Here is a 26,101-nt window from a genome sequence, read left to right as displayed (position 1 = left end):
GGGGGTCAGGAGCACTGCCTGCCCGAGTTGATGCAGTCGACCATCCGGGTTCATCAGGTCCTCGTCGAAGACGTTGATGAAGTCGTCGTGGTCCGTGATCGGCTTGTGCAGTTGCTCGGGGAAGCCGTCCACGGCGAAGACGCTGCGGTTCGCGCCGTCGAACACCGGCCTCGGCGCGTCGAAGACCAGGCGCTGTACGAGCTGCGGGACGGCCCGGAAGCCGTCGGGGCACGCTCCGCTGTCCGGATCCGCGAAGGCCACGTGGGTGCGGTGGTCGGCGCTGTCGATGTTCCGCCCGTCCCAGCAGCTCTGGAAGTGGAAGGTCCGCACCACCTTGCTGCCGTCGGGGCAGAGCGGGTATTTGTCCTTGAGCTGCCGGTCCTCGAACCCGGTGCAGCTCCAGGAGGCGTTGGCGTTCTTGTCCCCGTTGGTGAATGCCTTGGCGTCACCGGTGATGATCCTCAGGAATTTCGGCATGGCCACCACCTTGCTCGTCGGATTTCCGACGAAGGTGATGTCCGCCTGCTCGGCCCGCTGGATCTCCCCGATGTTTCCTTCTTTTCCGCCGCCGTCGCGGTCGGCGTCGAATTCGTCCTTTCCGTTCTGAAGTCGCAGCACCGGCCAGTAGTAGGTCGACCTGTCGCCCTGATTCGCACAGGTCGTACCGGCGGCGGCCAGGTCCTGGTCACTCGCGAACGCGTCGGTGGCCTGATTGCCGATGTAGTCGTGGGTGTGGTGTGCGCCGTTGGAGACGCCCGGCGCGACGATGAGGTTGTCGGTGTTGAACTTCCCGCCCGCGTTGGTGCCGCAGGAACTCGTGAACGTACCGGTCGACCCGTCCGGCCCGGTCGCCGGGCGCCGTACGTTCGGCTGGACCGTCGTGATGTCCACGAAGTCGTCCGCGACCGGCCCGGCCACCCCGCCCCCGGCTCCGCCGCCCCCGCCGTCTCCTCCGCCGCCCCCGTTCGCAGCCCCGCCTCCGTCCGCGGCGCCGCCCGCGTCCGGAGCCCCGGTCTCCTTCACCGTGCAGGCGGCGAGTTCCTCCAGGCCCGTGGGCCGCGTGCCGACCTCGCCGATGAGGTCGGCGATGCGTACGAGGATCACGCCCCGGCGCTCGGCCAGGGGCCGCAGGACGGTCTCGTCGACGAAGCCCGGGTTCTCCGCCTCGGCCTTCCGGGTGTCCGGCAGGTTCAGGCGGGTGTAGAACGCGGACACCTGGTCGTCCAGAGCGGCCACTTGGCGGTCCACACCGTCCTGGACCCGTTCGGGTACGTCGGTCAGCGCGCTGCCGACGTCCGGGCAGTCCAGCGCGGCCGCGCCGGCACCGGCTCGCAGGGTCTTCGGGGAGCCGGCCCCCTCGTCCGTCCGGGCGTTGGCGTGGAAGTTGGCGGCGAAGAGTCCGCCACCTCCCACGACGAGGGCGGCGACCGCCGCGACGGTGATCTTCGGCAGTGGCGATTCCCTTCGCCGGGTGCGTTGCATGGATCTCATTTCCGTCGGTCAGGAGGAACCCGTCCAGCTCCCCGAAGCGGATTCTTGTCGCCTCGTACGCGTGTGTCGCATGGCTGGTTCAATCGGCCCGCGTGAATTCGAGAAAGAGGATGCTGTGACCGGATCGCGCGATTTCTCTGAACTGGCGCGCCATGCCGTCGAGATGGCGCGGTGTAAAAAGTGGCGGCAGGGAAACGCAATTCCCGCGGTCCGCCCCGCCCACCGCGGGACGGCGCATCACGGAGCCGCGGTGACGGCAGGCACCTGGAGTTCGCATGCAGCCTTCTGATCCGCAGCTCTGCAGAGTTCGGCCGGCGCGCGTCATGGTGCTTCCACCAGCGGGCCTTTCGGCCGGTGCGGCGGGTGGGGCACCGCCCGCGCCCTTGGGGCGGTGGGAGTCAGCGTGCCGGGTGCCGCGACGGGGCGAACGCCCTCTGTTGCGGCACTAGGGTGTCGCGCATGAGCGACGATCGCGCGGTGCTGCGGGTGAAGGGGCGGGTTCTGGTCGGGCCCGAGGACGTGCGGGACGAACTGTGGGTGATCGGCGGGCGGGTGTCCTTCGAGCGGCCTGCCGGGGCACGCGACGTGCGCACGGTCGAGGGGTGGGCGCTGCCCGGGCTCGTCGACGCCCACTGCCACGTGGGGCTCGGCCACGAGGGGCCGGTGCCCGTGGACGTGGCCGAGAAGCAGGCGCTCACCGACCGGGATGCGGGGACGCTGCTGATCCGGGACGCGGGGTCGCCGTCCGACACCCGCTGGATCGACGACCGCGGCGACCTGCCGAGGATCATCCGGGCCGGCCGCCACATCGCCCGGACCCGGCGCTACATGCGCAACTACGGCCACGAGATCGAGCCGGACCAGCTCGTCGCGTACGTGGCGCAGGAGGCCCGGCGCGGTGACGGCTGGGTCAAGCTGGTCGGCGACTGGATCGACCGCGACCTCGGGGATCTCTCTGCCTGCTGGCCCCGGGAGGCCGTCACGGCGGCGATCGCCGAGGCGCACCGGCTCGGAGCCCGGGTCACCGCCCACTGCTTCGCCGAGGACTCCCTGCGGGACCTGGTCGAGGCGGGCATCGACTGCATCGAGCACGCCACCGGCCTCACCGAGGACACGATCCCGCTGTTCGCGGAGCGGGGCGTCGCGATCGTGCCGACGCTGGTGAACATCGCCACCTTCCCGCAGCTCGCGGCGGGCGGTGAGGGACGGTACCCGGTGTGGGCGGACCACATGCGGCGGCTGCACGCCCGCCGCTACGACACCGTGCGCGCGGCCTACGACGCCGGTGTCCCGGTGTACGTCGGCACCGACGCGGGCGGTTCCCTGGCCCACGGCCTGGTCGCGGGCGAGGTCGCGGAACTCGTCACGGCCGGGATCCCGCCGGTGGCGGCGCTGTCGGCGACGGCCTGGGGCGCCCGCGCCTGGCTGGGACGCCCGGCGCTGGAGGAGGGTGCCCCGGCGGACCTCGTGGTGTACGAGGGCGATCCGCGGGCCGACGTGCGGGTGCTGGCCGCGCCGCGCCGGGTCGTGCTCGACGGTCGTGTCGTCGGCTGAGCAGGTCCGCTGAGCAGGTCCGGCGAAGTCCACTGCGGTTCGACTGCGGTTCGACTGCGCCCCGAAGGCCCCGGGAGCTGCGCGACCGGCCACGACGGCGCTGCGGTCGAGGGACGTCGTACCGCAGCGCTTCCGGCGGCGCGCTTGGCGGCGGTGACCGGGAAGGTCTGCCGCAGAGTTCGCGGCGTCCGGTGCGGTACAGCGCAAGGCGGAGCGGCCCGTGTGCGGGATGTGCTCGGGAGGTGCGACGGCGCGGCGAGGTGCCGGGGGCGCGAGCCGGTGAACCTTCCGGTGACGGCACCGGGGCGTGCGGGAGGAGGTCGCGGCCGCGCGGGGCGGGCGGAGCTGCGGGACTTTCGCAGCCCCTCCCCCGGGCGGCACTGACGGATCTCCGCGGCGCCGCGCTCCCCTGCCGGCCTCCCCCGCACCCGTCGCGCGCCCTCCGTGTGGGGGAATCGGCGGCCCCTGCGGGAACGGGCGTACCAGAAGAATCGAAAGCAGTCCCGGAAAACCCCCTTTGGGGTGAAGTCACGCAGGATCGCGTCCCGTTCACTCTTCGTACGTAATCCTTGCGGGGTCCCGAAGCATGTCTCCCCTGGGGGTCCCCCATCGTGAACGGAACGACCGTCCCCATGCCCGCACGCCGCCGTCTCGCCGCCGTCGCCGCGGCCACCGTCCTGACCGCCGGTCCCGCGGCCGTGGCCGGGGCGGGCCCCGCCCACGCGACCGGCGAACCAGGCCGCGCGAGCGCCGCCGTCCTGCGCACCGGCCTCGACGTGGCCCTGCTCGACAAGACCGTGAACGTCCCCCTCGCGGTCTCCCTCAACGAGGTCCAGGCTCCGCGGAGCGCCGACCGAACGGCGCTGACCGCGCGACTCGACGGCGTCGACGGCGGGCGGCCGTTCAGCGTGCTGAGCGCCGAGGTCGCGTCGGCCCGGGCCACCGTCGACGCCCACAGGGCCGAGGCGCGGACCGAGCTCGCCCACGCCCGGCTCCATGTCCCGGGCCTGCCGCTGCTGTCCCTCGTCGAGGTGGACGGCGTCACCTCCAGCGCCGTCTGCGAGGCGGGGAAGGCTCCGGTCGCGCGGGCCGATGTAGTGGGGAGCGTCACCGTCCTCGGCAAGCGGGTGACCCTCACCGCCGGCGGCCCGACCCGGGTGAAGCTGCCGGGGGTCGGTGAGGTGCGACTGGAGCTGTCCCAGCGGGAGACGACCTCACGGACGGCCGCCGCGACCGCCCTCGAACTGAGCGTGTCCATCAACCCGCTCAAGCTCAATGTGGCCGAGGTCGAGGGCGAGTTGTCGCTCGCGAAGGCCTCCTGCACCAGCCCCGGAGCGACGGCGGAGGCAGCGCCCGCGCCCTCGGGGCCGTCCGGGACGGCCCCGGCCGACGAGCCGGGGCGACGGGTCGAGCCGCAGCAGGCCGCCGCTCCGGCGGAGGTCGGGCGGGCCGGTCTGGCCGAGACCGGCGGGAGCCCGGTGACGCCGTACGTCGCGGGCGGGGCCGCGGCACTGCTGCTCGCGGGCGGCGGCGCGCTGGCGCTGGCCCGCCGCCGCGGCTGACGGGGGACTATCCCTCGGGCGTCCCCACCTCTCCCGGGGTCCCCTCCTCGACCTCGGCCATCGCCGGGTCGAGGAGGCGGGAGAGGAAGTGGCGGGTGCGCTCGTGCCGGGGGGCGCCGATGACCTGGGCGGGGGCGCCGTCCTCCACGACGACGCCGCCGTCCATGAAGACGACCCGGTCGGCGACCTCCCGGGCGAAGGTCATCTCATGGGTGACCACCATCATCGTCATGCCCTCCCGGGCGAGCATGCGCATGACCGCGAGGACGTCGCCGACCAGTTCCGGGTCGAGGGCGGAGGTGGGCTCGTCGAAGAGCATCACCTCCGGGCCCATCGCCAGCGCGCGGGCGATGGCCACGCGCTGCTGCTGCCCGCCGGAGAGGGAGGACGGGTAGGCGTCCGCCTTCTCCGACAGGCCCACCCGGGCCAGGTTCTCCGCGGCGACCTCGGCCGCCTGCGCGGCGCTCCGCTTCAGCACCCGGCGCTGCGGCAGAGTGAGGTTCTCGGTCACCGTCAGGTGCGGGAACAGGTTGAACTGCTGGAAGACCATGCCGATGCGGCGGCGTACGGCGTCGATGTCGACGTCCGGGTCGGTGACCTCGGACTCGCCGACGAAGACCCGGCCCGAGGTCGGCTCCTCCAGCAGGTTGACGCAGCGCAGCAGCGTGGACTTGCCGGAGCCGGACGGGCCGATGACGCAGACGACCTCGCCCTGGCCGATCTCCAGGTCGATGCCGCGCAGCACCCGGTTGTCGCCGAAGGACTTGTGCAGGTCGGTGATGCGGATCTCGGGGCGGGTCACTGGGCGGCCTCCCGGGCCTTGGCCTCCAGGCGGCGGACGACGAAGCCGAGCGGGACCGTCACCAGCAGGTAGCACAGGCCGGCCACGAGGATCGGGGTGGAGTTGGCGGTCGTACTGGCCAGGTCGCGGCCGAACTTGGACAGGTCGCGCTCCTCCAGGGTGACGCCGAGGAGCAGCACCAGGGAGGAGTCCTTGAAGAGGATGACGAACTCGTTGGTCAGCGGCGGCAGGACGATCCGGAACGCCTGCGGGATGACGATGGAGACCATGGCGCGCGCGGGCGAGAAGCCGAGCGAGCGGGCGGCCTCCGTCTGCCCCTGGGGCACTGCCTGGATGCCCGCCCGGAGCGTCTCCGCCACGTAGGCGGCGCCGACCAGGCCGAGGGCGAGCGCCGCCTTGCCGTAGGTGCCGCCGACGATCTCCTTGCCCGGGAAGGCCAGCGGAACGGCCACCCCGATGAAGATGAAGATCAGCAGGGCCGGCAGGCCCCGGAAGATCTCGATGTAGACGCCGGCGACCCAGCGGTAGGGTCCCACGGACGACAGCCTCATCAGCGCGAGCACCAGGCCGAGCGCCACCGCCACGGCGAAGCCGGCGACGGTGTAGAGCACCGTGTTCCTCAGCGCCAGTGTGATGACGTCCGGGAACATCTGGCGCGCGATGTCGGCTTCCGCGAACTGGTTCTGCAGGCGGCCCCAGTCTGCCGTGGCCGCGAGCGCGATCACGGCGGCGACGAACACCGCGTACTGCAGGCCGCGCGACAGGCGGCGCTTGCGGCGTCGGGTCAGGCCCTTGGGCCGCGGCCGGTCCTGCTTCACCTCCGTGGCCGTCACGAGGCGGAGGGCGAGGCCGCGCTCGCGTCGTACGGACCGATCCACTTCTCGTACAGCTTCTTGTAGGTGCCGTCGGCCTTGGCGTCGGTGATCGCCTTGTCGAGGGCCTCGCGCAGTGCGGTGTTGCCCTTCTTCACCGTGAAGCCGTACTGCTCACCGGTGTGGAGGTTGTCGACGACCTCGAAGGCGCCGGCCTCGGCCTTGTCCTTCAACCAGCCCTGCACGACCGGGTAGTCGATGATCACGGCCTTGACCTGTCCGGTGCGCAGGCCGTTGAGGACGGCGTCGGAGGACTCGAAGGAGACCGGGTCGAAGCCCTTGCTCCTGGCGTAGTCCTCGCCGGTGGTCTGCGCCTGGGCTCCCAGCTTGACGCCCTGGGACTTGATGTCGGCCAGCGAGCCGATGCCGCTGTCCTTGTCGACCAGGACGGCCTGGGTGGCGTCGAAGTACGGCACGGAGAAGTCGACGTGCTTCCTGCGCTCGTCGGTGATGGTCATACCGGCCGCGGCGACGTCGCACTTGCCGGCGTTGAGAAAGGCGCCGGTCTTGAAGTTCTCGAAGGGCGTGTCGAGGATCTTCTGCTGCACGCCGAGGTTGTCGGCGACCAGGTCGACGAGGGCGACGTCGAAGCCCTGCACCTTGCCGTCGATCTCCGACTGGAAGGGCGGGTACGGCAGGTGGGTACAGGTGGTGAGCCGGCCCGCCTCGACGAGCTGGACGCCGCCGGCGGCCGTGCCGGAGCCGCTGGTGCCGCTGTTCGTGGAGGTGCAGGCAGCCACGAGCATCAGGCCGGCCGTCGCGGTGGTGGCGGCCAGCAGGCGGGTCCGGCGCCCGGAGAGCGTCTTCACGGGGGGCCTCTTCTGAGTGAGGGGACGTATGAGGTTCCGATTATAAGGAGAAGTTTGAGTGTCTCAAACCAATCCCATGGCTACGAGGCCCCGCCACCTAAGAAGTCGCCGGTCGACCAGGCGGACGAGCCCTGCGGAGACGGGGGCCCGGTCCCGGCGCCCCTGCACCCGAGGAGTGCACCGTCGTGGCGCACCCACCCCTGGACCTGGCCCCGCTCGGTGCGGCGCACTTCGCGTCGATCGGCGACCGGACGGCCCGGCCACGGCGCACCGAGCGGGACGTCGCGGTCAGGCAGGGCGAGGCGTCGCTGCCTCAGGCGGCAGGCAGAGGTGCGCCGGACAGGGAGATGACCCGCGTCGACCACTGCGGCGCCGAGGCGAGGGCGGACATGGCGCGCGAGCCGCCTCACCGCGCTGGGCGCCGCGCCGACTAAGTGGGGGACCGGTCACGGACGTCCGGCCGGCGCTCCGGGCCGCGGACCGGGCCTGGCACTGACGGCACCCGGGCAGGCGGCACGGCGTCCGGCCGGCACGGGCGGAACGATCGGAGCGCGACGATTCCAGCGCGTTTCGGAAATTCTTTTCCCGTATTTCCGACACTATTTCGATGGGTAGCTTCCCATGTTCTTCTGCCCGCTTCTCACCATCCTAAACACAACGATTCACGAACCCTGGGCGACATAATTCGGGCCGATCTCAACAGGGTTACGCACTTGTGACCCGTTCCACAGGGCGGTCGATTTGCGGAGTTTTTCCGCACCAAAACGGTACATCCTGCCGGTCGATCGTGCGCCTGCGCGCGCCCGCGTGATAACACAGGAACCACGTCCAGAGAACCCCGACCGTCCATGCAATTTTGAATTTCTCTCGGTAAATTCAATTCGCATGACTGCCGCACAAGCAGACCTGCTCATCGACCGTCCGTCGATGGCGGACGGGTCCGTGCTCTGGCGCATCGCCAAGGACTCCGAAGCCCTCGACCTGAACTCCTCCTACAGCTATCTGCTGTGGTGCCGCGACTTCGCCGCCACCTCGGCAGTGGCCCGCGAGGAGAACGGGGAGCCGGTCGGGTTCGTCACCGGGTACGTGCGGCCGGAGCGCCCGAGCACCCTGCTCGTCTGGCAGGTGGCCGTCGACGCGGCGTACCGGGGCCGGGGCCTCGCCGCCCAGCTGCTCGACGGGCTGACCACCCGGCTCGCCGCCGAGCACCCGATCACGGACGTCGAGACGACCATCACCCCCGGCAACACCGCCTCGGAGCGGTTGTTCACGTCGTTCGCCGCACGCCACGGCGCCACCGTCGAGCGGGAGGTCCTCTTCGACACGGGGCACTTCCCGGACGGCCCGCACGACCCCGAGGTCCTGTACCGCATCGGCCCGTTGACCCGCCCGTCGCACTGACCAGCCGCATTGAGGAGCGATTCACCGTGACCATCACCCAGCCCGACCTCAGCGTCTTCGAGACCGTGGAGTCCGAGGTACGCAGCTACTGCCGCGGCTGGCCCACCGTGTTCGACCGCGCCCAGGGCAGCCGGATGTACGACGAGGACGGCCACGAGTACCTGGACTTCTTCGCCGGCGCCGGCTCACTGAACTACGGCCACAACAACCCGGTCCTGAAACGGGCCCTGGTCGACTACCTGATGCGGGACGGGGTCACGCACGGCCTCGACATGTCGACCACCGCCAAGCGCGCCTTCCTGGAGTCCTTCCAGAACCTGGTGCTGCGCCCGCGCGACCTGCCGTACAAGGTCATGTTCCCGGGCCCGACGGGCACCAACGCCGTGGAGTCCGCGCTGAAGCTGGCGCGGAAGGTGAAGGGGCGCGAGTCGATCGTGTCGTTCACGAACGCCTTCCACGGCATGTCCCTGGGGTCCCTGGCCGTCACCGGCAACGCCTTCAAGCGCGCCGGCGCCGGTATCCCGCTGGTGCACGGCACGCCCATGCCGTTCGACAACTACCTCGACGGGCAGGTGCCGGACTTCCTGTGGTTCGAGCGGCTGCTGGAGGACCAGGGGTCCGGCCTCAACCGCCCGGCCGCGGTGATCGTCGAGACGGTGCAGGGCGAGGGCGGCATCAACGTCGCCCGTCCCGAGTGGCTGCGCAGCCTGGCAGAGCTGTGCGAGCGGCAGGACATGCTGCTCATCGTCGACGACATCCAGATGGGCTGCGGCCGCACCGGCGCCTTCTTCTCCTTCGAGGAGGCGGGCATCACCCCGGACATCGTCACCGTGTCCAAGTCCATCAGCGGCTACGGCCTGCCGATGTCGCTGTGCCTGTTCAAGCCGGAGCTGGACCTGTGGGAGCCGGGCGAGCACAACGGCACCTTCCGCGGCAACAACCCGGCCTTCGTCACCGCCACGGCCGCGCTGGAGGCCTACTGGACCGACGGTTCGGCCATGGAGAAGCAGACCCAGGCCCGCGGCGAACAGGTCGAGCAGTGGCTCATCGCGATCTGCGAGGAGAACCTGCCCGCCGTGAAGGAGTACCGCGGACGCGGCCTGGTGTGGGGCCTGGAGTTCCACGACAAGGACCGGGCCGACCGAGTCGCCCGCCGCGCCTTCGAACTCGGCCTGCTCATCGAGACCTCGGGCCCCGAGAGCGAGGTCGTCAAGCTGCTGCCCGCACTGACCATCACGGCCGAGGAACTCGACGAGGGCATGAAGACCCTGGCCCGCGCGGTCCGCGAGACCGCCTGACCGTCCCGGCCATCCCTGTCAGACATCCCGATCCAAGGAGGTATCGCACCACCGTGATCGTCCGTTCGTTCAAGGACATCGAAGGAACCGACCGGCACGTGAAGTCCGCGTCCGGCACCTGGGAGAGCAAAAGGATCGTGCTCGCCCGGGAACGGGTCGGCTTCTCCCTGCACGAGACGATCCTTTACGCGGGGACCGAGACGTCCATGTGGTACGCCAACCACATCGAGGCCGTCGTGTGCGTGGAGGGCGAGGCCGAACTCACCGACCACGAGACCGGGGCCACCCACACCATCACCCCCGGCACCATGTACCTCCTGGACGGGCACGAGCGGCACACGCTCAAGGTCAAGGAGGACTTCCGCTGCATCTGCGTGTTCAACCCGCCCGTGACCGGCCGGGAGGACCACGACGAGAACGGCGTCTACCCGCTGCTCACCGAGCCCGAGGAGGTGTGAACACGATGACCGCGACCACTGCGAACGTCACCGATCTCTACCCCACGCGCGGCACCACCGAGGTGACCGTCCCGCGCCAGGACCCGGTCGTCTGGGGATCCCCCGACACCCCGGGCCCGATCGCGGCGCCCGACCTCCAGGGGTTCGAGCGCGACGGCTTCCTCGCCATCGACCAGCTCATCACCCCCGACGAGGTGGCCGTCTACAAGCGCGAGCTGGACCGCCTGGTCGCCGACCCGGCGATCCGCGCGGACGAGCGCTCGATCGTCGAGCCCAAGTCCAAGGAGATCCGTTCCGTCTTCGAGGTGCACAAGATCAGCGACGTGTTCGCGAACCTTGTGCGCGACGAGCGGGTCGTGGGCCGCGCCCGGCAGATCCTCGGCTCGGACGTGTACGTCCACCAGTCGCGCATCAACGTCAAGCCCGGCTTCGGCGCGAGCGGCTTCTACTGGCACTCCGACTTCGAGACCTGGCACGCCGAGGACGGTCTGCCGAACATGCGGACCGTGTCCGTCTCGATCGCGCTGACGGAGAACTTCGCCACCAACGGCGGCCTGATGATCATGCCCGGGTCGCACCGGACGTTCCTCGGCTGCGCGGGCGCCACGCCCGAGGACAACTACAAGAAGTCGCTGCAGATGCAGGACGCGGGCACACCGTCCGACGAGGCGCTGACCTCGATGGCGAGCGAGCACGGCATCCGGCTGTTCACCGGCAGCGCGGGCTCGGCGACCTGGTTCGACTGCAACTGCATGCACGGCTCCGGCGACAACATCACGCCGTTCCCGCGCAGCAACGTCTTCATCGTGTTCAACAGCGTGGAGAACGCGGCGGTGGAACCCTTCGCGGCGCCGGTACGGCGACCGGAGTTCATCGGGGCGCGGGACTTCACCCCGGTGAAGTAGGCACCTCGCTCCAGGACCGGGCCGGGCCCCCTCGCGTGGACGGGGGCCCGGCCCGGTTCTGTGTCGTCAGCCGGACAGTGCGTCCAGGAGACGGTCGACGTCCTGCTCGGTGTTGTACAGGTGGAAGCTCGCCCGCAGGTTCCCCGCGCGGTCGGAGACCTCGATGCCGGCGGCGCTCAGCTCCGCCCGCAGGCGCCCGAGGCCGGGCACGGAGACGATCGGCGCACCGGGCGCGGGCAGCGGCTCGTGGCCCAGGGAGACGAGGCCCTTGCGGAAGCGATCGGCCAGCGCGAGGTCGTGGGCGCGGACGGCCTCCACACCGAGTTCCTCGATCAGCGCCAGCGAGTGGCGCAGCCCGGAGTACGAGAGCAGGCTCGGGCTCACGTCGAACCGCCGTGCAGAGCGGGCGAGTTCCCCGACCGGGCCGTAGCAGCTGTCCCAGGGGTTCTCCGCCGCGACCCAGCCGGCCAGCAGCGGGGTCAGTCCTCCGTGGTCCTCCGGCACCACGAGGAAGACCACCCCGTTCGGGCCGAGCAGCCACTTGAAGCAGGTGGCGGCCGCGTAGTCGTACGCTCCGGCGTCCATCGGCAGCCATCCGGCGGCCTGCGAGAAGTCGACGTAGGTGCGGGTCCCGTGGGTGCGGGCGGCCTCGCGCAGCGCCGGGAGGTCCGCGATCCGCCCGTCGGCGGACTGGGCGGCGCTGACCGCGACGAGCGCGGTGCCGGGCCGCACGGACTCGGCGAGGCGCTCCAGCGGCACGGCGCGCACCTTCAGGTCGCCCCGCACGTGAAAGGGGTTCACGACGGAGGTGAAATCGCCCTCGGCGGTCAGGACCTCGGCGCCCGCCGGCAGGGCGGCGGCGATGAGCCCGGTCTGGGTGGCGACCGAGGCGCCGGCCGCCACCCGCTGGACCGGGACGCCGGCGATGCGGGCGAAGGCGGCACGGGCTGCCTCCACGTCCTCGAACAGCGGGTCGAGTGGTCGGCCGTCGGCCCGGATCTGCACGGCGTCGTGCAATGCGGTCACCGCCCGGGCCGGCAGCAGCCCGCTGGTCGCGGTGTTGAGGTAGGTGTTCTTCGGGGCGAACTCGGCGCGCACGAGGCTCTCGAAGGTCTCCATGGAACCACTGTGGGCCCTGAGCTTCCCCAAGTCCATGGCGTTCTTTCGCGCGCTGTGGCCAAGAACTGCTTATGGATACGCTCCGACCTGCGACATGTTGCCGAGAGCGGTCAGGCCTGCGGCACCGCGCACCCGTCCGGCTCGCAGGCGTCCGCGTCGCCCTGGTCGGCCAGGGCCAGCGGGGGGCGCTCGCCCCACGCCTCGGTGAGCGCCCGGGCGAAGACCTCGGCGGGCTGCGCCCCGGACACGCCGTACCTGCCGTCGAGCACGAAGAAGGGCACGCCGGTCGCGCCCAGCCGGGTGGCCTCGCGTTCGTCGGCGCGGACGTCGTCGGCGTGGACGGCGGGGTCGGCGAGCACCGCGCGGGCGGCCTCCGCGTCCAGGCCGGCCTCGACCGCCAGGTCCACCAGCCGTTCGTCGCCCTCGGTGAAGAGCGACCGCTCCTCGGCGAAGTTGGCCCGGTACAGCAGCTGGATCAGCTCGTCCTGCCTGCCCTGCCCCTTGGCGTGGTGGAGCAGGCGGTGCATGTCGAAGGTGTTGCCGTGGTCCCGGCCGCGCGTGCGGTAGTCCAGGCCCTCGACGGTGGCCTGGACGCCCAGGTGGTCCTCGGCGGCCTCGGCCTGCGCCTCGCTGATGCCGTACTTCTGCGCGACCATCGGGATGACCGGGCCGGTGTCGCCCGGGGCGCGGCCCGGGTCGAGCTCGAAGGAGCGGTGCACCACCTCCACGGCGTCGCGGTGCGGGAAGGCCTCCAGCGCCTTCTCGAAGCGGGCCTTGCCCACGTAGCACCAAGGGCAGGCGATGTCGCTCCAGATCTCGACGCGCATGTGCTCGGTTCTCTCCAGCTCGTCCGTTCGCGGAGGTGCACTCCGCCCATGCGGAGACCCTCTCCGCACCGGGGCTGAAACGTTCGAGCAGGTCGCTTCATTCCCGCGGGCCCCCCGCGCCTTTCCCCGCCTCCTTCCTTCCCCGCCCGAACGCCGGCCCGGTGGCCTGCTCCGAGACCCGGCCGAAAGGCTGCCCGGAGAACCGCCCACGAGCCGTCCGCAGCCCTGGCGGGAGACCTGCCGGTACCACCACTCGCGGGCGTACCCGCAGGTGGGCGGCGGGGCTCGGTCACCCGCCGGGGGGAGCGAGAGGAAGGCGGAGGCGGAGACGGCGGTCGTCCGCGGTGGACGGGTGCCCCTCGTCCGGCACCCAGCCGTGGCGGGCGCAGAAAGCCCGGGCGCGCCGGTTGTCCGTGAGCACGTCGAGGACGGCGGTGTGCCGGCGGTCGGCCCGCCACGTCTCGACGCAGGCGGCGTGCAGGGCCGTGCCGATGCCGGTGCGCCAGCGGTGGGGGTCGACGTGGAACTGGTGCAGCGCGACCGTGCCCGGGTCGCCGCCGCGCGGGGTGCGGAAGGAGGCGACGGCGGCGAGGCGGCCCTGCTCCACTGCGCACAGCACCTGCCCGTCGGGCCTCTCGACGGCCTCCCGCCAGGCGGTGGGCCAGTCGCCCCCGCCGTCCGGCAGGCCGTCCGGGTCGTACGTCGCCCGGGCCCGGGCGTGCAGGGCGGCGATGTCGGGGACCTCGGCGGTCAGGACGGTGCGGATCAGCCGGGGACCGGCGGGGACGGCTTCGTTCATGTGAGGCGGGACGCGGGGCCACCGCCCCGGGGTTCCCGCGGCGGTCCGGTGCGGGGCCACCGTTGCGGTGACGTTCCTGCTCAGCTCCCGTCCCTGAGGTCGTCGGGCCAGCTCTCCTCGAAGGCGAGGTGGTCGTACGTGACCACGCATCCCTCGCCCAGCGGCGACTGCGTCATGAAGCCGACCAGGGCGGCGGAGGTCTGCCGCTCGTCACCCAGGGTGAACAGACGCACGAACGTCCATCGGGCGCCGTCCCTGGAGGCGTGGAAGGCGAGGGCGCGGCCCGTCCGGCTGCCCCGCAGCCACACCGAACTGCCGTCCACCGTGAAGGCCCCGGCGTCGTCGGAGTGTCCCCGGGTCACCACCGAGCGGACGGTGGGCAGGTCCGGGGAGTGTTCCAGGCACAGTTTCGCCCATGCCCGCTCGGCGACCTGGACGTAGAGGACCCCCGCGTCGAACGCCGTGTTGAACCCGACGGTGACCCTCGCCGCCAACTGGAAGTCCCCCTCCGGCGCCCCGAGCAGGCGGGGCGCGTCGCAGCCCGGCTCCAGGTCCTCGCCGATCGGCGGCACGAACCGGTCCTGCCGGCCTCCGGCCCGACCGGTGAGCACCCCGTCCTCGTAGGACCAGTGCCCGTCGGGGCCGTAGGTGCGCAGGGGAAAGGGGAGTTCGGGGAGTTCCACGTCCATGGCCGGATTCTCCCAGGGGCGGCGCCGCTCGGGGCGGCTCGGGCGAGAGCCCGCCGGGCCGCAGGACGCCGTGCGGGCAGCCCCGTCCGTGTGCGGCCTACCGCTCCAGCCGTCCGTCGAACCGGCGGGGCAGCCCCAGCGGGTTGTCGTCCCGCAGCTCGGCCGGCAGCAGGGCCTGCGGCGCGTTCTGGTAGACGACCGGGCGCAGCCACCGCTCGATCGCCGTGCCGCCCACGGACGTCGACGTCGACGTCGTCGCGGGGTAGGGCCCTCCGTGATGCTGGGCGGGCGCGACCGCGACGCCGGTCGGCCAGCCGTTGACCAGCACCCGCCCGGCGAGCGGCGTCAGCTCGGCGAGCATCTCCGCGCCGCGGCCCCGGCCGGCCGCCTCCTCCTCGGACAGCTGCACGGTCGCTGTGAGGCTTCCCGGCAGCCGGGACAGCACGGCGGCGACCTCGCCCTCGTCCTCGTAGCGGGCGACGACGGTGACCGGGCCGAAGCATTCCTCCAGCAGCAGGTCGTGCTCCCCCTCCGCGGTCAGACGGCCGGCCGGCACGGTCAGGAAGCCGGGGCTGACGCTGTGCTCACCGCCCGCGCCGGGCGTCACCGGGGCGTCCACGTCGGGGAGTTGGGCGCGCTCGGCGACCCCGGCGACGAAGTCGTCCCACATCCGGTGATCGAGCAGGACACCGGCCTCGGTGTCGCTGACGGCGTCGGTGAGCGACGTGACCAGACCGTCCCCGGCCGCACCGGACGGCACCAGCACCAGGCCGGGCTTCACGCAGAACTGGCCGACGCCCAGGGTCATGGAGGCGGCGAGGCCCGTGCCGATGGCCTCGGCGCGTTCCGTGGCCGCGGCCTCGGTGACGACGACGGGATTGAGCGAGCCCAGCTCGCCGTGGAAGGGGATGGGCACGGGGCGTGCGGCGGCGGCGTCGAAGAGCGCCCGACCGCCCCGGACCGACCCGGTGAAGCCGGCCGCCGCGACCAGCGGATGCCCGATCAGCTCGACGCCCGCCTCGAAGCCGTGGACCAGACCGAGCACACCCTCGGGGAGGCCCTGCCGCGCGGCGGCCGTCCGCAGCACCTTGGCGACCAGCTCGGACAGCGCCGGATGGTCGGGGTGGGCCTTGACGACGACCGGGCAGCCCGCGGCGAGCGCGCTGGCGGTGTCGCCGCCGGGGACGGAGAAGGCGAAGGGGAAGTTGGACGCGGAGTAGACGGCCACCACGCCGAGCGGCACCTTGTGGCGGCGCAGGTCGGGGACGGGCGGGGTGGCCGTGTCGTCGGGGTGGTCGATGACCACGTCGAGGAAGGCACCCTCGTCGACGATGTCCGCGAAGGCACGCAACTGGTAGCAGGTGCGGGCCAGTTCTCCGGTCAGCCGGACCGGACCGAGCGCGGTCTCGGCGTCCGCCGCCTCGACCAGCTGGTCCCGGGCCTTCTCCAGGTGGGCGGCGGCACCCCGCAGGAAGGCGGCGCGGACCGCCCGGTCGGCGAGCGCGCCGCGTGCGGCGTGCGCGGCCCCGACGGTGGCGTCCACCTCCTGGGCCGTGGCCTCCACCGCTACCTGCTCGCGCTGCTTCCCGGTTCGGGGGTCGACACTCCAGACTGGTGCTGCTGCCACCGCGGGTCCCTCCACTGTGTTGCCGCATTCGCTGCCGCAGGACTGACATCACCCACCAGGGCGTTCGATATACTGAACGCTGTCTCTGATGATGAATGACCTGTCGGAGACTATAACTCCGGCTTCCCGTCGAACGAAGGGGTCCAGGGCGATGTCGGCAGGAGAGGCGGGCGGCGGGGCGCCGGTCAAGTCCGCGGTGCGGACGGTGGAGCTGCTGGAGTACTTCGCCGGCCGGCCCGGCATGCACTCCCTCGCGGCGGTCCAGGAGGCCGTCGGATACCCCAAGTCCAGCCTGTACATGCTGCTGCGCACCCTGGTGGAGCTGGGCTGGGTGGAGACGGACGCCACGGGCACGCGGTACGGCATCGGCGTACGGGCCCTGCTGGTCGGCACCTCCTACATCGACGGCGACGAGGTGGTCGCGGCGGCCCGGCCGACGCTGGACCGCCTGTCGGACGACACCACCGAGACCATCCACCTCGCGCGCCTGGACGGCACCAACGTGGTCTACCTGGCCACCCGCCGGTCCCAGCACTATCTGCGCCCCTTCACCCGGGTCGGCCGCCGGCTGCCCGCGCACTCCACCTCGCTCGGCAAGGCGATCCTCGCCACCCACAGCGACGAGCAGGTGCGCAAGATGCTCCCGGAGACGCTGCCCGCGCTCACCGAGCACACCCTCACCGACCGCGAGCGGCTCATCGAGGAACTGCACCAGGTCCGCGAGCAGGGCTTCGCCGTGGACCGCGAGGAGAACACCCTCGGCCTGCGCTGCTTCGGTGTGGCGATCCCGTACCGCACCCCGGCCCGCGACGCGATCAGCTGCTCGGTGCCGGTGGCACGGCTGACGCCCGCGCACGAGCAGACGATCAAGGACGCCCTCTTCGACGCGCGCGACCGGCTGACGCTGGCCACCCGCCGGCTGTGACCGCCGGACGATCCCCGGCTCCCCCGCGCGGCGACGGCGGAGCCGGGACGCGGAGCGCACGGGCGGACCCTTCCGGGACGCTCCGGGTACCCCGGCCAGGCGCAGAGGTGCGGACGCCCCGATGCGGACGCCGGGGCCAGGGCGCGGATCACCGGGATCGGCGGCGGCACGGGGCGGGCGGCCGTCGCGGCGCACAGCAGGGGGCCCAGCACGGCGAGAACAACAGCAAGACGCCGTACGCCTGGTTCACGTCGTACGGCAAGGCCGGCGGCAAGGAGGTCGCCGTCGCGGTCGTGGTCGAGCAGTCGGACGCGGCCCGCTCCGAGGTCAGCGGCAACGGCCTGGCCGCCCCCGTGGCCAAGGCCATGATGGAGGCGGCGCTGAAGAGGTGAGCGGGCCGGCGGGGTGCTCCCCGCTGCTACCGCACGCCGAGGGGCTGCTCGACCGGGTCGATGGCGAAGTACACGCTGGAGGAGGCGGAGCCCACGCCGCCGGCCATCGCGGCGGCACCGTCGATGAACAGCACCCGGCCGATGCCCGGCACCTGCCCCTTACGGAATCGGGTGCGGTCTGCCGTACGGCGTTCGGTGTCATGCGCGGACGCGGGCCGAACGTCCCTCCCCCGTGCGGGCGGGGGCCTCGGCGGCAACGGCGACGCCCCGCCGCACAGGAAGCGGCGGGGCGTTCTCACCTCGTGGGACGTGCGGGCTAGCCGACGAAGTACGTCGGGTTCGGCACCTTGTACGTCCGGTTGGCGTAGCCGCCGTCGAGGTCGGAGTACTGGTCGCCGAAGTTGGCGATGATCTCGTACCCGAGGTCGTCCTCGATGTGCTTGCGGGTGCCGGACTTGTACTCCACGGTGGTGCACTTCCAGGCATCCACGGTGGCGCAGTCGCTCAGGTAGGCCGGCGGGTCGGCCTTGTCCTTGAGGAACATGTGGCCGGTGTCGAGGTTGACGTCGGCGCCGACCTTCTTCAGGTTCTCGACGGCGGCGGCGCGCTGCGCCTCGCTCAGACCCGAGTTGTAGAAGACCTCGACGCCCTTGGCCTCGGCGTAGCGCACGAGTTCGGGGCTGCCGAAGACGGCGGGCCGGTCGGCGCGGTTCACGTACTCCGCCCAGGTGGCCGGGTTGTACGTGTAGTTGTACCGCTTCTCGTAGTCGAGGCTGAGCAGCAGGGTGTCGTCGATGTCGAAGACGACGGCCGGCTTCTCCCCGTGGTGGCGGGCCTTGCGCGCCGCCCGGTCTATGTACTTCTTCGCGTCCCGGTCCAGGCGCGCCAGGTCCTTGGCGTAAGGGCTGTCTTGGGAGGCCTGGTAGACGCCGTCCGCGTCGGCGGTGGTGCCGTAGTAGGCGTCGATGTCCTTGACGAGCACGCCGATGTTGTAGGGCTCGTGCGTGGAGTTCGCCGTCTTCTGGCCCGCGGTGGCCGCGCCGGCTCCGTAGAGCGCTCCGCCGGCAACGGTGCACGCGGCGACGACCGCAGCCGCTCTGAGGGATTTCCGCATGGATTCTCCGGTTTTGATCGGTGGTGGTTTCACCAGGTCACGCCTTGTCTACGCGCATCACACCCGGTGTGCGAGCCCCGTTATCCGATCGATACGAGAATCATGGGGCCGCGGAGGTTGCGGCCCGGCCCGGCCGCGCTCTGCCCGCGGCAGCGGCCTCATGTCGCCCGGGCCGTGGTGCTGTTGGGGCAGAGCGCACCGGTCCCGGTGCGGCCGTGCCCCACGCGGGGCGCACCGACGGCGGACACCGGGCGACAGAACTCGACGGTCCGCGCCGACCGCGTGACCGCGACCGGCGGTCGGGCCGACCCGGCGTCACATCGGACGACCCGTCACCTGGTGCGCTCCTCCCCCGCCCCGGAAGGGGGGTGCGCCGACGCTCAGACCCTCCGCGTCCAGCCGGGGTCCCGGCCGCTCAGGCCCACGGCGCGGCCCAGGAGAGGGGCGTCGGCGGGCACGGGCACGACGGGGCCGAAGATGCCGTTGCCGCTGTCGTCGACCGAGCCGTGCAGGAAGGTGTGGGCGATGTGGAGGGCGACGGGATCCGGATCGTAGGACTGCCCGGTCGCGCGCGCCAGGTCCCAGCCGTGGACGACCAGTTCGTCCACGGCGACGGCGGCGGCCACGGCGCCGGGCAGGTCCACGCCGCCCGCACGGGTCGTGCCGGTCCAGGCGGCGGGGTCCCGCCACGCCTCGGCGAGCGCGTCGAGGGCCTTGGGCAGGTCGCTGCGCCAACCGGGGTCGAGGTCGGGCACGGAGGTGGCCGGAGGGGTGTCCGTGGCCGGGCCGAGCCGCTTGCCCGCGGCCGCGCCGAAGGCCTCGGACAGGCCGGCGAGGTGGCCGAGCAGATCGCGCACCGCGTAGTCGGGGCAGGGCGTCGGGCCGGCGAGCTGCTCGTCCGTCACCCCCTGCACGAGTTGGGCCACGATCCTGGCCTGCGGAGCAAGGTCGAACATCGTGTCGTCGGTCATGTGCATCTCCTGACGGCGGCGGACCAGGACCCGGAACGGCCCTCGGAGTGCAGACCGGTACGGGCCGTGTGATTCATCGGTCGTGGGAGGGATCTCCACGACCGGGGTCGGATCCCTCGCGGGCCCGGGCCTGTGCGACCGCGCCCGGAACGCGGACGAGGTCGGTCTCCGCCCGGGGCACGCCGGGGCGTGGGCGGCACGGTGGGGGCAGGCGTCTTTGGGCGGACGCATATCGACCTTCACCCGGGTCCCCTTCGGCTCACGCCCCGCACGGGCGGGCACATGTGCGAACGGCGTCGCACGGCAGACCGCCCGGCGGGCGGGCGACCGCGCCGCCACCGGCCGGCAGGACGGATTCCCGCTTGCCGCGCGATACTCGACGGGCCCAGGGAACCGAGCCGTCGAGCGGTCGGGGCGCCGAGATGCCGACGGGTCGCTTCACCGAGCCGTCACCCCCGAGGAGACCGAGGATGCCCTCTCCCCGCACCGTTCTGCTCACCGGCGCCGCCGGCGGTCTCGGCACCCTGATGCGGGGTCTGCTGCCCGGGTACGGCTACGACCTGCGTCTGCTCGACGTGCGCCCGGTCGACGGCGCCCCGGACGCGATCACCGCCGACCTCGCCGACCGGGAGGCCCTGCGCGAGGCCGTCCGGGGCGTCGACGCGATCGTCCATCTCGCGGGCATCTCGCTGGAGTCCTCGTTCGAGAAGATCGTGAAGGCGAACATCGAGGGCACCTACCACCTGTACGAGGCGGCCCGCCTGGAGGGCGTGGGGCGCGTCGTCTTCGCCTCCTCCAACCACGCCGTCGGCTACACCTCGCGCCCACGGGAGGGCGACCCGCTCATCCCGATCGACACCCCGCACCGCCCGGACACCTTCTACGGCCTGTCCAAGTGCTTCGGTGAGGACCTCGCCCAGCTCTACTGGGACCGGCACGGCCTGGAGACGGTGTCCGTGCGCATCGGCTCCTGCTTGCCCGAGCCGACACGGGTGCGGACGCTGTCGGTGTGGCTGAGCCCGGCCGACTGCGCCCGTCTCCTCCACGCGGCCCTGACCGCCGAGGGAGTCGGCCACACCGTCGTCCACGGCTCCTCCGCCAACACCCGGCTGTGGTGGGACCTCGGCACCGCCCGCGCCCTCGGCTACGAGCCGCAGGACGACTCCGAGCCGTACGCCGCCAAGCTGATCGCCGAGCAGGGCGAACCGGACCCGGAGAACCCGGCGCACACGCACCTCGGCGGCCACTTCGTCGACGACCCGCCGATCTGGCCGTACTGACCGGGCGCCCGTTGCGCCGCGGTCCGCGGCCGACGGGGAGGAGACGTCCGCCGTCAGGAGCGGCCGGGGCCGGAGGGACCGGTTCGAGGATACGGACTCGCAGACACGGGTTCGAAGCGACGTGAGGAGAGGGCCGGCCGGGACCGGAAGGGCCTCCGGGGCGGGGCCGTGGGCGGCCGGGCCGGACGGACGTCAGGTAAGGGAACGGTAAAGCGGTCTCGCTCGTTCTAGGTGGCATGACAGCTATGACCCCCGGCTCGAACATCCCGCTCTCCACCGCCCGTGTCGCGGTGGACGTGGCCGCGCCCGTGCGGCTCGACGTTTCGGGCCTGCTGCTCACCGCCGACGGCAAGGTGCGCTCCGACGACGACTTCATCTTCTACAACCAGCCCGGGGGCCCGGGCGTCACCTACCGCTCGGGGGGCGGCGCCGCGCCCGACGCGATCACGGTCGACACGGCCGCCCTCCCGCCGGGCATCGAGAAGATCGTCGTGACCGCAAGCCCGGACGCGGCCGGGCAGACCTTCCAGGGCATCGAGCCGACGGCCACGATCCGCGACGCCGACGACGGTTCCGTCCTGGCCACGTTCACGCCGCCGCAGCTCGGCACCGAGACCGCGCTGGTGGTCGTGGAGATCTACCTGCGCAACGGCCAGTGGAAGGCCCGCGCGGTCGGTCAGGGGTACGCCAACGGCCTCGCCGGCATCGCCACCGACTTCGGTGTCACGGTCGAGGAACCGGCGCCGGCGCAGCCGGTCGTCCCGCCCGCGCCCGCCGTGCAGCCCCCGGTGACCGCGCCGGCCCCGCCGCTCACCGCTCCCCCGGTCCCGCCCGTTCCCCCGACGCCGCCCGCGCCCGCCCCCGGCGCGGGGAAGATCAACCTGGACAAGGGCCGGGTCAGCCTGCAGAAGAACCAGACGGTGTCCCTGGTCAAGGGCGGACGCCCGCTCCTGTCGCAGGTCCGGATGGGCCTCGGCTGGGAGCCGGCCTACCGCGGCAAGGACATCGACCTGGACGCGTCGGTCATCGCCTACGGCCCGCAGCGCAACCACATCGACAGCTGCTACTTCGGCAAGCTGACGATCCTCGGAGGCGCGATCCGGCACTCCGGCGACAACCTCACGGGCGAAGGCGGCGGTGACGACGAGGTCATCACCGTCGACCTGGGCCGGCTGCCGCAGGAGGTCAGCGGCCTCGTCTTCACGGTGAACTCCTTCTCCGGCCAGAAGTTCACCGAGGTCGCCAAGGCCTACTGCCGCATGCTGGACGCCGCGACCGGCGAGGAACTGGTCCGCTTCGACCTCACCCACGCCGAGCCGCAGACCGGCGTGATGATGGCCAAGCTCATCCGTCAGTTCTCCGGCGAGTGGGAGATGACGGCGATCGGCGACTTCGTCAAGGCCCGCACGGTCCGCAACATGGTGAAGCCGGCAGCGCAGTCCCTGTGACGGCGCCCGCCTCGCGGAGCGCTCCGCCGGAGCGGGCGCTCCGCGGGCGCCGGTGGCGCCCCCTCCGGCCGCGCCTCACGTCGTCGGCAGCAGGCCCTCCGTCACCAGGGACAGGTACCGGGGGATGCACGCCCCCTCGTCGTCGGCCAGTTCCGAGGCCGTCGCCACGCCGTGGGCCAGCCGCAGGACGTCGATCGGTTCGACGTCCTTGCGGAGGGCACCCTCCGCGTGGGCGGCGTGGACCAGGCGCTCTCCCGCGCCCTTGAGGGTGGTGCCGCACACCGTGGCCGCGGCCGAACCGGCGTCGGTCACGGCCGAGCCCAGCAGGGCCTTCAGACCACGGACCTGGATCATGCCCTCGGTGAGTTCCGTCAGCCACGCCCACAGCGCCTCCCCCGGCGGCCGCTCCTGCGCGATCACGTCGGCGCGCCGGGCCAGTGCCTCGACGCGGCCGACGTAAGCGGCCTCCAGCAGCGCCTGACGGGTCGGGAAGTGCCGGTACAGCGTGCCGGAACCGACCCCGGCGCGCTTGGCGATGTCGTCGAGGGAGGCACCCTCCCCATGCTCGGCGAAGGCCTCCGCCGCCGCCTTCAGCAACCGCTCGTAGTTGCGCCGAGCGTCCGCGCGCATGGGCTTGACCTGGGTCATCAAGAACTCCTTGCAAAAACGGAGAAGGTCTCCGCGTTCTGTCCGGGGGGCGTAGGGGGAAACGGCCCCCGAAGACGGCCGTACCGCCCGGGGGACGCCGCGCGTCCGCCCGTGCTGCCCGCATGTTCCACCACTTCGCCCGGCGACACCAGATGGGGAGCACCCGACTCCGCCCCGTCCGCCCGGACCGCCCGGGCGCACGCCTTCTGGCCGAGGGGGCAGGGCGCTCCGCTCGGCTTCCCCGCACCACCCTGCCGGCCCAGCCCCTCTCCCCGTCCGGCCCACGCCTTCGGCCGGGAGGCCGACGAGCCCGAAGGCAACACCCCGGGGCCGCGTTCCGCTCGGCCCCACCGCCCCGGCAGCGGGGCAGGCCGTCCGCCCGACGTCCGGGCTCGACCACCGGTCGCCCGGCCGGCTCCCCCCGCCGCGCCCGTACCGGTGGCACGCACCGGCCGCGCGGCGCCCCGCAGCCTCGCTCCGGGGCATCGGCCGCCTCGGACGCCGGGACGGCGCCACCGCGTTCGCCGGCCCGGCCTGCCACGACCGCACCCGCGACAGGCCGGGGGATCCGCGCCGGGGCCGGGCCCGGACGGCGCGGGGCGGGCGCCGGTCCGACTCAGGTGCTGTCGTCGTCGGCGGCGAGGATGGTGCGGCCGGCCGCGAAGAGCCGGGCGCAGCGCCGGGTCATGGCCTCGGGTGTCTGGTCGGGGTGTTTGATCCACCAGCGGACGAGGGCGGTGCACAGGCCGCGCCATGCGTGTGCGAGGGCGTCGGCATCGAGCGGGTCGGCGGGTCCGGCCGTGTCCAGGAGCTCGGCGGTGCCGGTCGCGGCGAGCCCGTCGATGGCGTCGCGGTAGAACGCCGCACGGTGGGCGGCGTCGCTGCCGGGCGGCAGCGTGGCGTCGTAGAGGACGAACCAGGCCTCGCGCCGGCCGTCGAGGGCGGTGAACAGGGCGTGCAGGACGCGCAGGGGCGTGGGGGGCGCGGCGGCGCCGTGTTCGGCCATCGCGTCGCGGACGGCGTCCAGCAGGCGGTCGCCGACCGGGACGAGGCAGGCGAGGTAGAGGTCCTGCTTGCTGCCGAAGTACTGGTGCAGGAGCGGTTTGGTGACGCCGACGCGGGTGGCGACGGCGGCCATGGTGGTGGCGTCGTAGCCGCGGCGGCCGAACTCCTCGGTGGCCGCGGCCAGGACCTGTCGTTCACGGTCGGCCCTCGGCACACCCTTGGTGCCGGCACGGGAAGGGAGCGTTGCCATGGGACCTGATCTTACCCTACGGTAATTTACCGTAGGGTAAATTACGTGGACCCCACTGGGAGCACACACATGCCTGCCACCGCCGTGCCCGCCTCCGCGCCCGACCCCGGCACCCTCCGCACCCGCTCCTGGTGGGGCTGGGGCTACGCCGACGCGCACCCCGACGACGCCGAGTGCGTCGCGCTGGGTTCCCTGCTGCCGGGCACCCTGGCCCGTCCGCTGCCGATACCCCGGGTGGCCGACCTGGCCATCGACCGCCCCGCCGTGACGCCCCCGCCCGCCCTGGCACACCTGGTCACCGCCGATCCGCACGCGCGTGCCGCCCACGCCATGGGAAAGGCCTACCGCGACGTCGTCCGGGCCCTGCGCGGGCGGCCCGGCCGGCTCCCCGACCTCGTCGCCCGGCCGCACGGCGACCGGGACGTGGCCGACCTGCTGGACTGGGCCGGCGAGCACGGCGTGGCCGTGATCCCCTTCGGCGGCGGCTCCTCGGTGGTCGGCGGGGTGGAGTACCGCGGCGACGCCCACCGCGCCGTCCTGTCGCTCGACCTGACCTCGATGAACCGGGTCCTGGAGATCGACACCGGCAGCCGATCGGCCCGCATCCAGGCCGGCGCCCTCGGTCCCGTGCTGGAACGGCAGCTGCGCCCCCACGGCCTGACCCTGCGCCACTTCCCGCAGAGCTTCGAGTTCTCCACCCTGGGCGGCTGGCTCGCCACCCGCGCGGGCGGCCACTACGCCACCGTCCACACCCACATCGACGACTTCGTGCAGTCCCTGCGCGTGGTCGCCCCCGCCGCCGCCGGGGCTTCCTGGCGCCTGCCCGCATCCGGCGCCGGGCCCTCGCCCGACCGCCTCTTCCTCGGATCCGAGGGCGCGCTCGGCGTGATCACCGAGGCGTGGATGCGTGTGCAGGAACGCCCCCGTCACAAGGCCTCGACGTCCGTGGCGTTCGCCGACTTCCACCGTGCCCTGGACGCGGTGAGGGCCCTGGCACGGTCCGACCTCGCCCCGGCCAACTGCCGCCTGCTCGATCCCGGCGAGGCGGCGCTGTCCGGCGCTTCCCGCGACGGCTCAGCCGTCCTCGTCCTGGGATTCGAGTCCGCCACCGCCGCCGTCGGCGACCGTCTCGCGACTGCCCTGGACCTGGCCCGCGCCCACGGCGGACGAGGCACGGCGCCCCTGCCCGGCTCCGGCGCCCCGGTCGACGCGGCCGTCAGCGCCTGGCGCTCGGCGTTCCTGCGCATGCCCTACCTGCGGGACGGCCTGGCCCGCATGGGCGCCGTCGTCGAGACCTTCGAGACCGCTGCCACCTGGGACCGGATCCCCGCCCTGATCGACGCCGTCCGCAGCGAGGTCGGTGCCGCCGCGCTCAAGGCGACCGGACACCGGGCGACCGTCAACTGCCGGCTCACCCACGTCTATCCCGACGGCGCAGCCCCCTACTTCACCGTGGCCGTCCCCGGGCGACCCGGCGACGAGGTCGAGGTCTGGGACGACATCAAGGCCGCCGCGACCGAGGTCCTGCACCGCCACCGCGCCACCGTCACCCACCACCACGCCGTCGGCCGCGACCACCGCCCCCGCTACGACCTCCAGCGCCCGGAACCCTTCACGCTGGCTCTGCGCTCCGCCAAGCAGGCCCTCGACCCCCACCGCATCCTCAACCCCGGCGTCCTGCTCGACTGACTGTGATGATGCTCGTGGTGAAGCCGACGGGCGGGACCGGGCACGGCAGCGCACGACCGCCGGTGCCCGCGCACCGGCTGGTGTCGGCCTCGCCCCGGGCAGGAGAACCTCCTGCCCGGGGCGAGGCCGCGGAGCCGGCACGCTCGGGCCCTCCCCGGGCCGGCGG

24 protein-coding genes and 2 pseudogenes are annotated in these 26,101 nt (G+C 72.6%); 12 read left to right on the top strand and 14 right to left on the bottom strand.

Translation table 11 applies throughout. The features are described from left to right. Window positions 1–132 precede the first annotated feature (132 nt). Window positions 133–1,482: pseudogene (locus JS756_RS08235) on the bottom strand (DUF1996 domain-containing protein); the annotation flags it as partial. 468 nt (window positions 1,483–1,950) lie between these two features. Here JS756_RS08235 and JS756_RS08230 point away from each other — a divergent pair. Both JS756_RS08230 and JS756_RS08225 read left to right on the top strand, forming a co-directional pair. Continuing rightward, window positions 1,951–3,045 (top strand): amidohydrolase family protein, encoded by a 1,095-nt coding sequence (locus tag JS756_RS08230; protein ID WP_205382338.1) that lies wholly within the window; start codon window positions 1,951–1,953, stop codon window positions 3,043–3,045. 611 nt (window positions 3,046–3,656) lie between these two features. Continuing rightward, entirely contained in the window at window positions 3,657–4,607 is a 951-nt protein-coding gene (locus tag JS756_RS08225; RefSeq protein ID WP_307790419.1) for an SCO1860 family LAETG-anchored protein, read from the top strand. Between the two features lie 7 nt (window positions 4,608–4,614). Here JS756_RS08225 and JS756_RS08220 read toward each other — a convergent pair whose 3' ends face one another. Genes JS756_RS08220 through JS756_RS08210 form a run of 3 tightly spaced genes read right to left on the bottom strand, consistent with a single transcriptional unit; the run spans window position 4,615 to window position 7,090 of the window. Beyond that, complete coding sequence (locus tag JS756_RS08220) at window positions 4,615–5,409, bottom strand: amino acid ABC transporter ATP-binding protein (RefSeq protein WP_205382337.1); 795 nt, start codon at window positions 5,407–5,409, stop codon at window positions 4,615–4,617. After that, window positions 5,406–6,242 (bottom strand): amino acid ABC transporter permease, encoded by an 837-nt coding sequence (locus tag JS756_RS08215; RefSeq protein WP_205382336.1) that lies wholly within the window; start codon window positions 6,240–6,242, stop codon window positions 5,406–5,408. The genes JS756_RS08220 and JS756_RS08215 overlap by 4 nt, the downstream gene beginning before the upstream one ends. Then, entirely contained in the window at window positions 6,239–7,090 is an 852-nt protein-coding gene (locus tag JS756_RS08210) for an ABC transporter substrate-binding protein (protein WP_205382335.1), read from the bottom strand. Before JS756_RS08210 ends, JS756_RS08215 begins: the two co-directional genes overlap by 4 nt. Before the next feature lie 185 nt (window positions 7,091–7,275). On the opposite strand from JS756_RS08210, the gene JS756_RS38525 reads away from it, so the two are divergent. The 5 genes from JS756_RS38525 to thpD all read left to right on the top strand — a co-directional run bounded on the left by JS756_RS38525 (window position 7,276) and on the right by thpD (window position 11,152). Then, window positions 7,276–7,524, top strand: coding sequence for a hypothetical protein (locus JS756_RS38525; RefSeq protein WP_438817290.1), 249 nt, complete (start codon window positions 7,276–7,278; stop codon window positions 7,522–7,524). 451 nt (window positions 7,525–7,975) lie between these two features. Then, on the top strand, window positions 7,976–8,491 hold the full coding sequence (gene ectA, locus JS756_RS08200) for a diaminobutyrate acetyltransferase (RefSeq protein WP_205382334.1): 516 nt from the start codon (window positions 7,976–7,978) through the stop codon (window positions 8,489–8,491). A 26-nt stretch (window positions 8,492–8,517) separates the two neighbouring features. Beyond that, the gene (gene ectB / locus JS756_RS08195; RefSeq protein WP_205382333.1) at window positions 8,518–9,789 is read left to right on the top strand and encodes a diaminobutyrate--2-oxoglutarate transaminase; all 1,272 of its coding nucleotides are present in this window, start codon (window positions 8,518–8,520) and stop codon (window positions 9,787–9,789) included. A gap of 53 nt (window positions 9,790–9,842) precedes the next feature. Further along, window positions 9,843–10,247 carry an ectoine synthase gene (locus tag JS756_RS08190; RefSeq protein WP_205382332.1) on the top strand — a complete coding sequence of 135 codons (405 nt, stop codon included), beginning with the start codon at window positions 9,843–9,845 and terminating at the stop codon, window positions 10,245–10,247. A 5-nt stretch (window positions 10,248–10,252) separates the two neighbouring features. After that, window positions 10,253–11,152 carry an ectoine hydroxylase gene (gene thpD, locus JS756_RS08185; protein ID WP_205382331.1) on the top strand — a complete coding sequence of 300 codons (900 nt, stop codon included), beginning with the start codon at window positions 10,253–10,255 and terminating at the stop codon, window positions 11,150–11,152. Between the two features lie 66 nt (window positions 11,153–11,218). On the opposite strand, the gene JS756_RS08180 is transcribed toward thpD, so the two are convergent. From JS756_RS08180 to JS756_RS08160, 5 genes are all read right to left on the bottom strand, one after another. Then, entirely contained in the window at window positions 11,219–12,271 is a 1,053-nt protein-coding gene (locus tag JS756_RS08180) for an aminotransferase class V-fold PLP-dependent enzyme (RefSeq protein ID WP_205382330.1), read from the bottom strand. Between the two features lie 110 nt (window positions 12,272–12,381). Next, a complete protein-coding gene (locus tag JS756_RS08175) occupies window positions 12,382–13,098 on the bottom strand; it encodes a DsbA family oxidoreductase (protein ID WP_205382329.1) in 717 nt (238 codons plus the stop codon). Window positions 13,099–13,387: 289 nt separating this feature from the next. Then, a complete protein-coding gene (locus JS756_RS08170) occupies window positions 13,388–13,897 on the bottom strand; it encodes a GNAT family N-acetyltransferase (RefSeq protein ID WP_205382328.1) in 510 nt (169 codons plus the stop codon). 80 nt (window positions 13,898–13,977) lie between these two features. Further along, window positions 13,978–14,586 (bottom strand): DUF1349 domain-containing protein, encoded by a 609-nt coding sequence (locus JS756_RS08165; protein ID WP_205382327.1) that lies wholly within the window; start codon window positions 14,584–14,586, stop codon window positions 13,978–13,980. 97 nt (window positions 14,587–14,683) lie between these two features. Next, window positions 14,684–16,213: an aldehyde dehydrogenase (NADP(+)) gene (locus JS756_RS08160; RefSeq protein ID WP_205382326.1), complete on the bottom strand. Its 1,530-nt coding sequence runs from the start codon at window positions 16,211–16,213 to the stop codon at window positions 14,684–14,686. Between the two features lie 151 nt (window positions 16,214–16,364). Here JS756_RS08160 and JS756_RS08155 point away from each other — a divergent pair, with 151 nt between their 5' ends. Together JS756_RS08155 and JS756_RS08150 are read left to right on the top strand one after the other, a co-directional pair. Continuing rightward, complete coding sequence (locus JS756_RS08155; RefSeq protein WP_205382325.1) at window positions 16,365–17,138, top strand: IclR family transcriptional regulator; 774 nt, start codon at window positions 16,365–16,367, stop codon at window positions 17,136–17,138. A gap of 203 nt (window positions 17,139–17,341) precedes the next feature. Continuing rightward, window positions 17,342–17,530: pseudogene (locus JS756_RS08150) on the top strand (penicillin-binding transpeptidase domain-containing protein); the annotation flags it as partial. 26 nt (window positions 17,531–17,556) lie between these two features. Here JS756_RS08150 and JS756_RS37540 read toward each other — a convergent pair. The 3 genes from JS756_RS37540 to JS756_RS08140 form a co-directional block, all read right to left on the bottom strand. Next, window positions 17,557–17,682, bottom strand: a complete 126-nt coding sequence (locus tag JS756_RS37540; protein ID WP_275892668.1) for a hypothetical protein — start codon at window positions 17,680–17,682, stop codon at window positions 17,557–17,559. Window positions 17,683–17,846: 164 nt separating this feature from the next. Further along, on the bottom strand, window positions 17,847–18,644 hold the full coding sequence (locus JS756_RS08145; RefSeq protein WP_205382324.1) for an HAD family acid phosphatase: 798 nt from the start codon (window positions 18,642–18,644) through the stop codon (window positions 17,847–17,849). Window positions 18,645–19,024: 380 nt separating this feature from the next. After that, window positions 19,025–19,615: a TIGR03086 family metal-binding protein gene (locus JS756_RS08140; protein ID WP_205382323.1), complete on the bottom strand. Its 591-nt coding sequence runs from the start codon at window positions 19,613–19,615 to the stop codon at window positions 19,025–19,027. A gap of 470 nt (window positions 19,616–20,085) precedes the next feature. Here JS756_RS08140 and JS756_RS08135 point away from each other — a divergent pair, with 470 nt between their 5' ends. Together JS756_RS08135 and JS756_RS08130 are read left to right on the top strand one after the other, a co-directional pair. Further along, the gene (locus tag JS756_RS08135; RefSeq protein ID WP_205382322.1) at window positions 20,086–20,895 is read left to right on the top strand and encodes an NAD-dependent epimerase/dehydratase family protein; all 810 of its coding nucleotides are present in this window, start codon (window positions 20,086–20,088) and stop codon (window positions 20,893–20,895) included. 245 nt (window positions 20,896–21,140) lie between these two features. Then, window positions 21,141–22,343 carry a TerD family protein gene (locus JS756_RS08130; protein ID WP_205382388.1) on the top strand — a complete coding sequence of 401 codons (1,203 nt, stop codon included), beginning with the start codon at window positions 21,141–21,143 and terminating at the stop codon, window positions 22,341–22,343. Between the two features lie 75 nt (window positions 22,344–22,418). On the opposite strand, the gene JS756_RS08125 is transcribed toward JS756_RS08130, so the two are convergent. Both JS756_RS08125 and JS756_RS08120 read right to left on the bottom strand, forming a co-directional pair. Next, on the bottom strand, window positions 22,419–22,991 hold the full coding sequence (locus tag JS756_RS08125) for a TetR/AcrR family transcriptional regulator (RefSeq protein WP_205382321.1): 573 nt from the start codon (window positions 22,989–22,991) through the stop codon (window positions 22,419–22,421). 616 nt (window positions 22,992–23,607) lie between these two features. Beyond that, a complete protein-coding gene (locus JS756_RS08120; RefSeq protein WP_205382320.1) occupies window positions 23,608–24,246 on the bottom strand; it encodes a TetR/AcrR family transcriptional regulator in 639 nt (212 codons plus the stop codon). A 69-nt stretch (window positions 24,247–24,315) separates the two neighbouring features. Between JS756_RS08120 and JS756_RS08115 the strand changes: the two genes are divergently transcribed. Next, a complete protein-coding gene (locus JS756_RS08115) occupies window positions 24,316–25,935 on the top strand; it encodes an FAD-binding oxidoreductase (RefSeq protein WP_205382319.1) in 1,620 nt (539 codons plus the stop codon). The last annotated feature ends 166 nt before the right edge of the window (window positions 25,936–26,101 follow it).

Source organism: Streptomyces actuosus, from assembly GCF_016921115.1.
Lineage (GTDB): Bacteria > Actinomycetota > Actinomycetes > Streptomycetales > Streptomycetaceae > Streptomyces > Streptomyces actuosus_A.
This window is presented reverse-complemented; position numbering and strand designations above follow the sequence as displayed.

Excerpts from the sequence above, each read along its gene's own strand:
- JS756_RS08230 (WP_205382338.1), top strand. The coding sequence starts at position 1,951 with ATGAGCGACGATCGCGCGGTGCTGCGGGTGAAGGGGCGGGTTCTGGTC.
- ectA (WP_205382334.1), top strand. The coding sequence starts at position 7,976 with ATGACTGCCGCACAAGCAGACCTGCTCATCGACCGTCCGTCGATGGCG.
- thpD (WP_205382331.1), top strand. The coding sequence starts at position 10,253 with ATGACCGCGACCACTGCGAACGTCACCGATCTCTACCCCACGCGCGGC.
- JS756_RS08180 (WP_205382330.1), bottom strand. The coding sequence starts at position 12,271 with ATGGAGACCTTCGAGAGCCTCGTGCGCGCCGAGTTCGCCCCGAAGAAC.
- JS756_RS08175 (WP_205382329.1), bottom strand. The coding sequence starts at position 13,098 with ATGCGCGTCGAGATCTGGAGCGACATCGCCTGCCCTTGGTGCTACGTG.
- JS756_RS08170 (WP_205382328.1), bottom strand. The coding sequence starts at position 13,897 with ATGAACGAAGCCGTCCCCGCCGGTCCCCGGCTGATCCGCACCGTCCTG.
- JS756_RS08165 (WP_205382327.1), bottom strand. The coding sequence starts at position 14,586 with ATGGACGTGGAACTCCCCGAACTCCCCTTTCCCCTGCGCACCTACGGC.
- JS756_RS08155 (WP_205382325.1), top strand. The coding sequence starts at position 16,365 with ATGTCGGCAGGAGAGGCGGGCGGCGGGGCGCCGGTCAAGTCCGCGGTG.
- JS756_RS08145 (WP_205382324.1), bottom strand. The coding sequence starts at position 18,644 with ATGCGGAAATCCCTCAGAGCGGCTGCGGTCGTCGCCGCGTGCACCGTT.
- JS756_RS08140 (WP_205382323.1), bottom strand. The coding sequence starts at position 19,615 with ATGACCGACGACACGATGTTCGACCTTGCTCCGCAGGCCAGGATCGTG.
- JS756_RS08135 (WP_205382322.1), top strand. The coding sequence starts at position 20,086 with ATGCCCTCTCCCCGCACCGTTCTGCTCACCGGCGCCGCCGGCGGTCTC.
- JS756_RS08130 (WP_205382388.1), top strand. The coding sequence starts at position 21,141 with ATGACCCCCGGCTCGAACATCCCGCTCTCCACCGCCCGTGTCGCGGTG.
- JS756_RS08125 (WP_205382321.1), bottom strand. The coding sequence starts at position 22,991 with ATGACCCAGGTCAAGCCCATGCGCGCGGACGCTCGGCGCAACTACGAG.
- JS756_RS08120 (WP_205382320.1), bottom strand. The coding sequence starts at position 24,246 with ATGGCAACGCTCCCTTCCCGTGCCGGCACCAAGGGTGTGCCGAGGGCC.
- JS756_RS08115 (WP_205382319.1), top strand. The coding sequence starts at position 24,316 with ATGCCTGCCACCGCCGTGCCCGCCTCCGCGCCCGACCCCGGCACCCTC.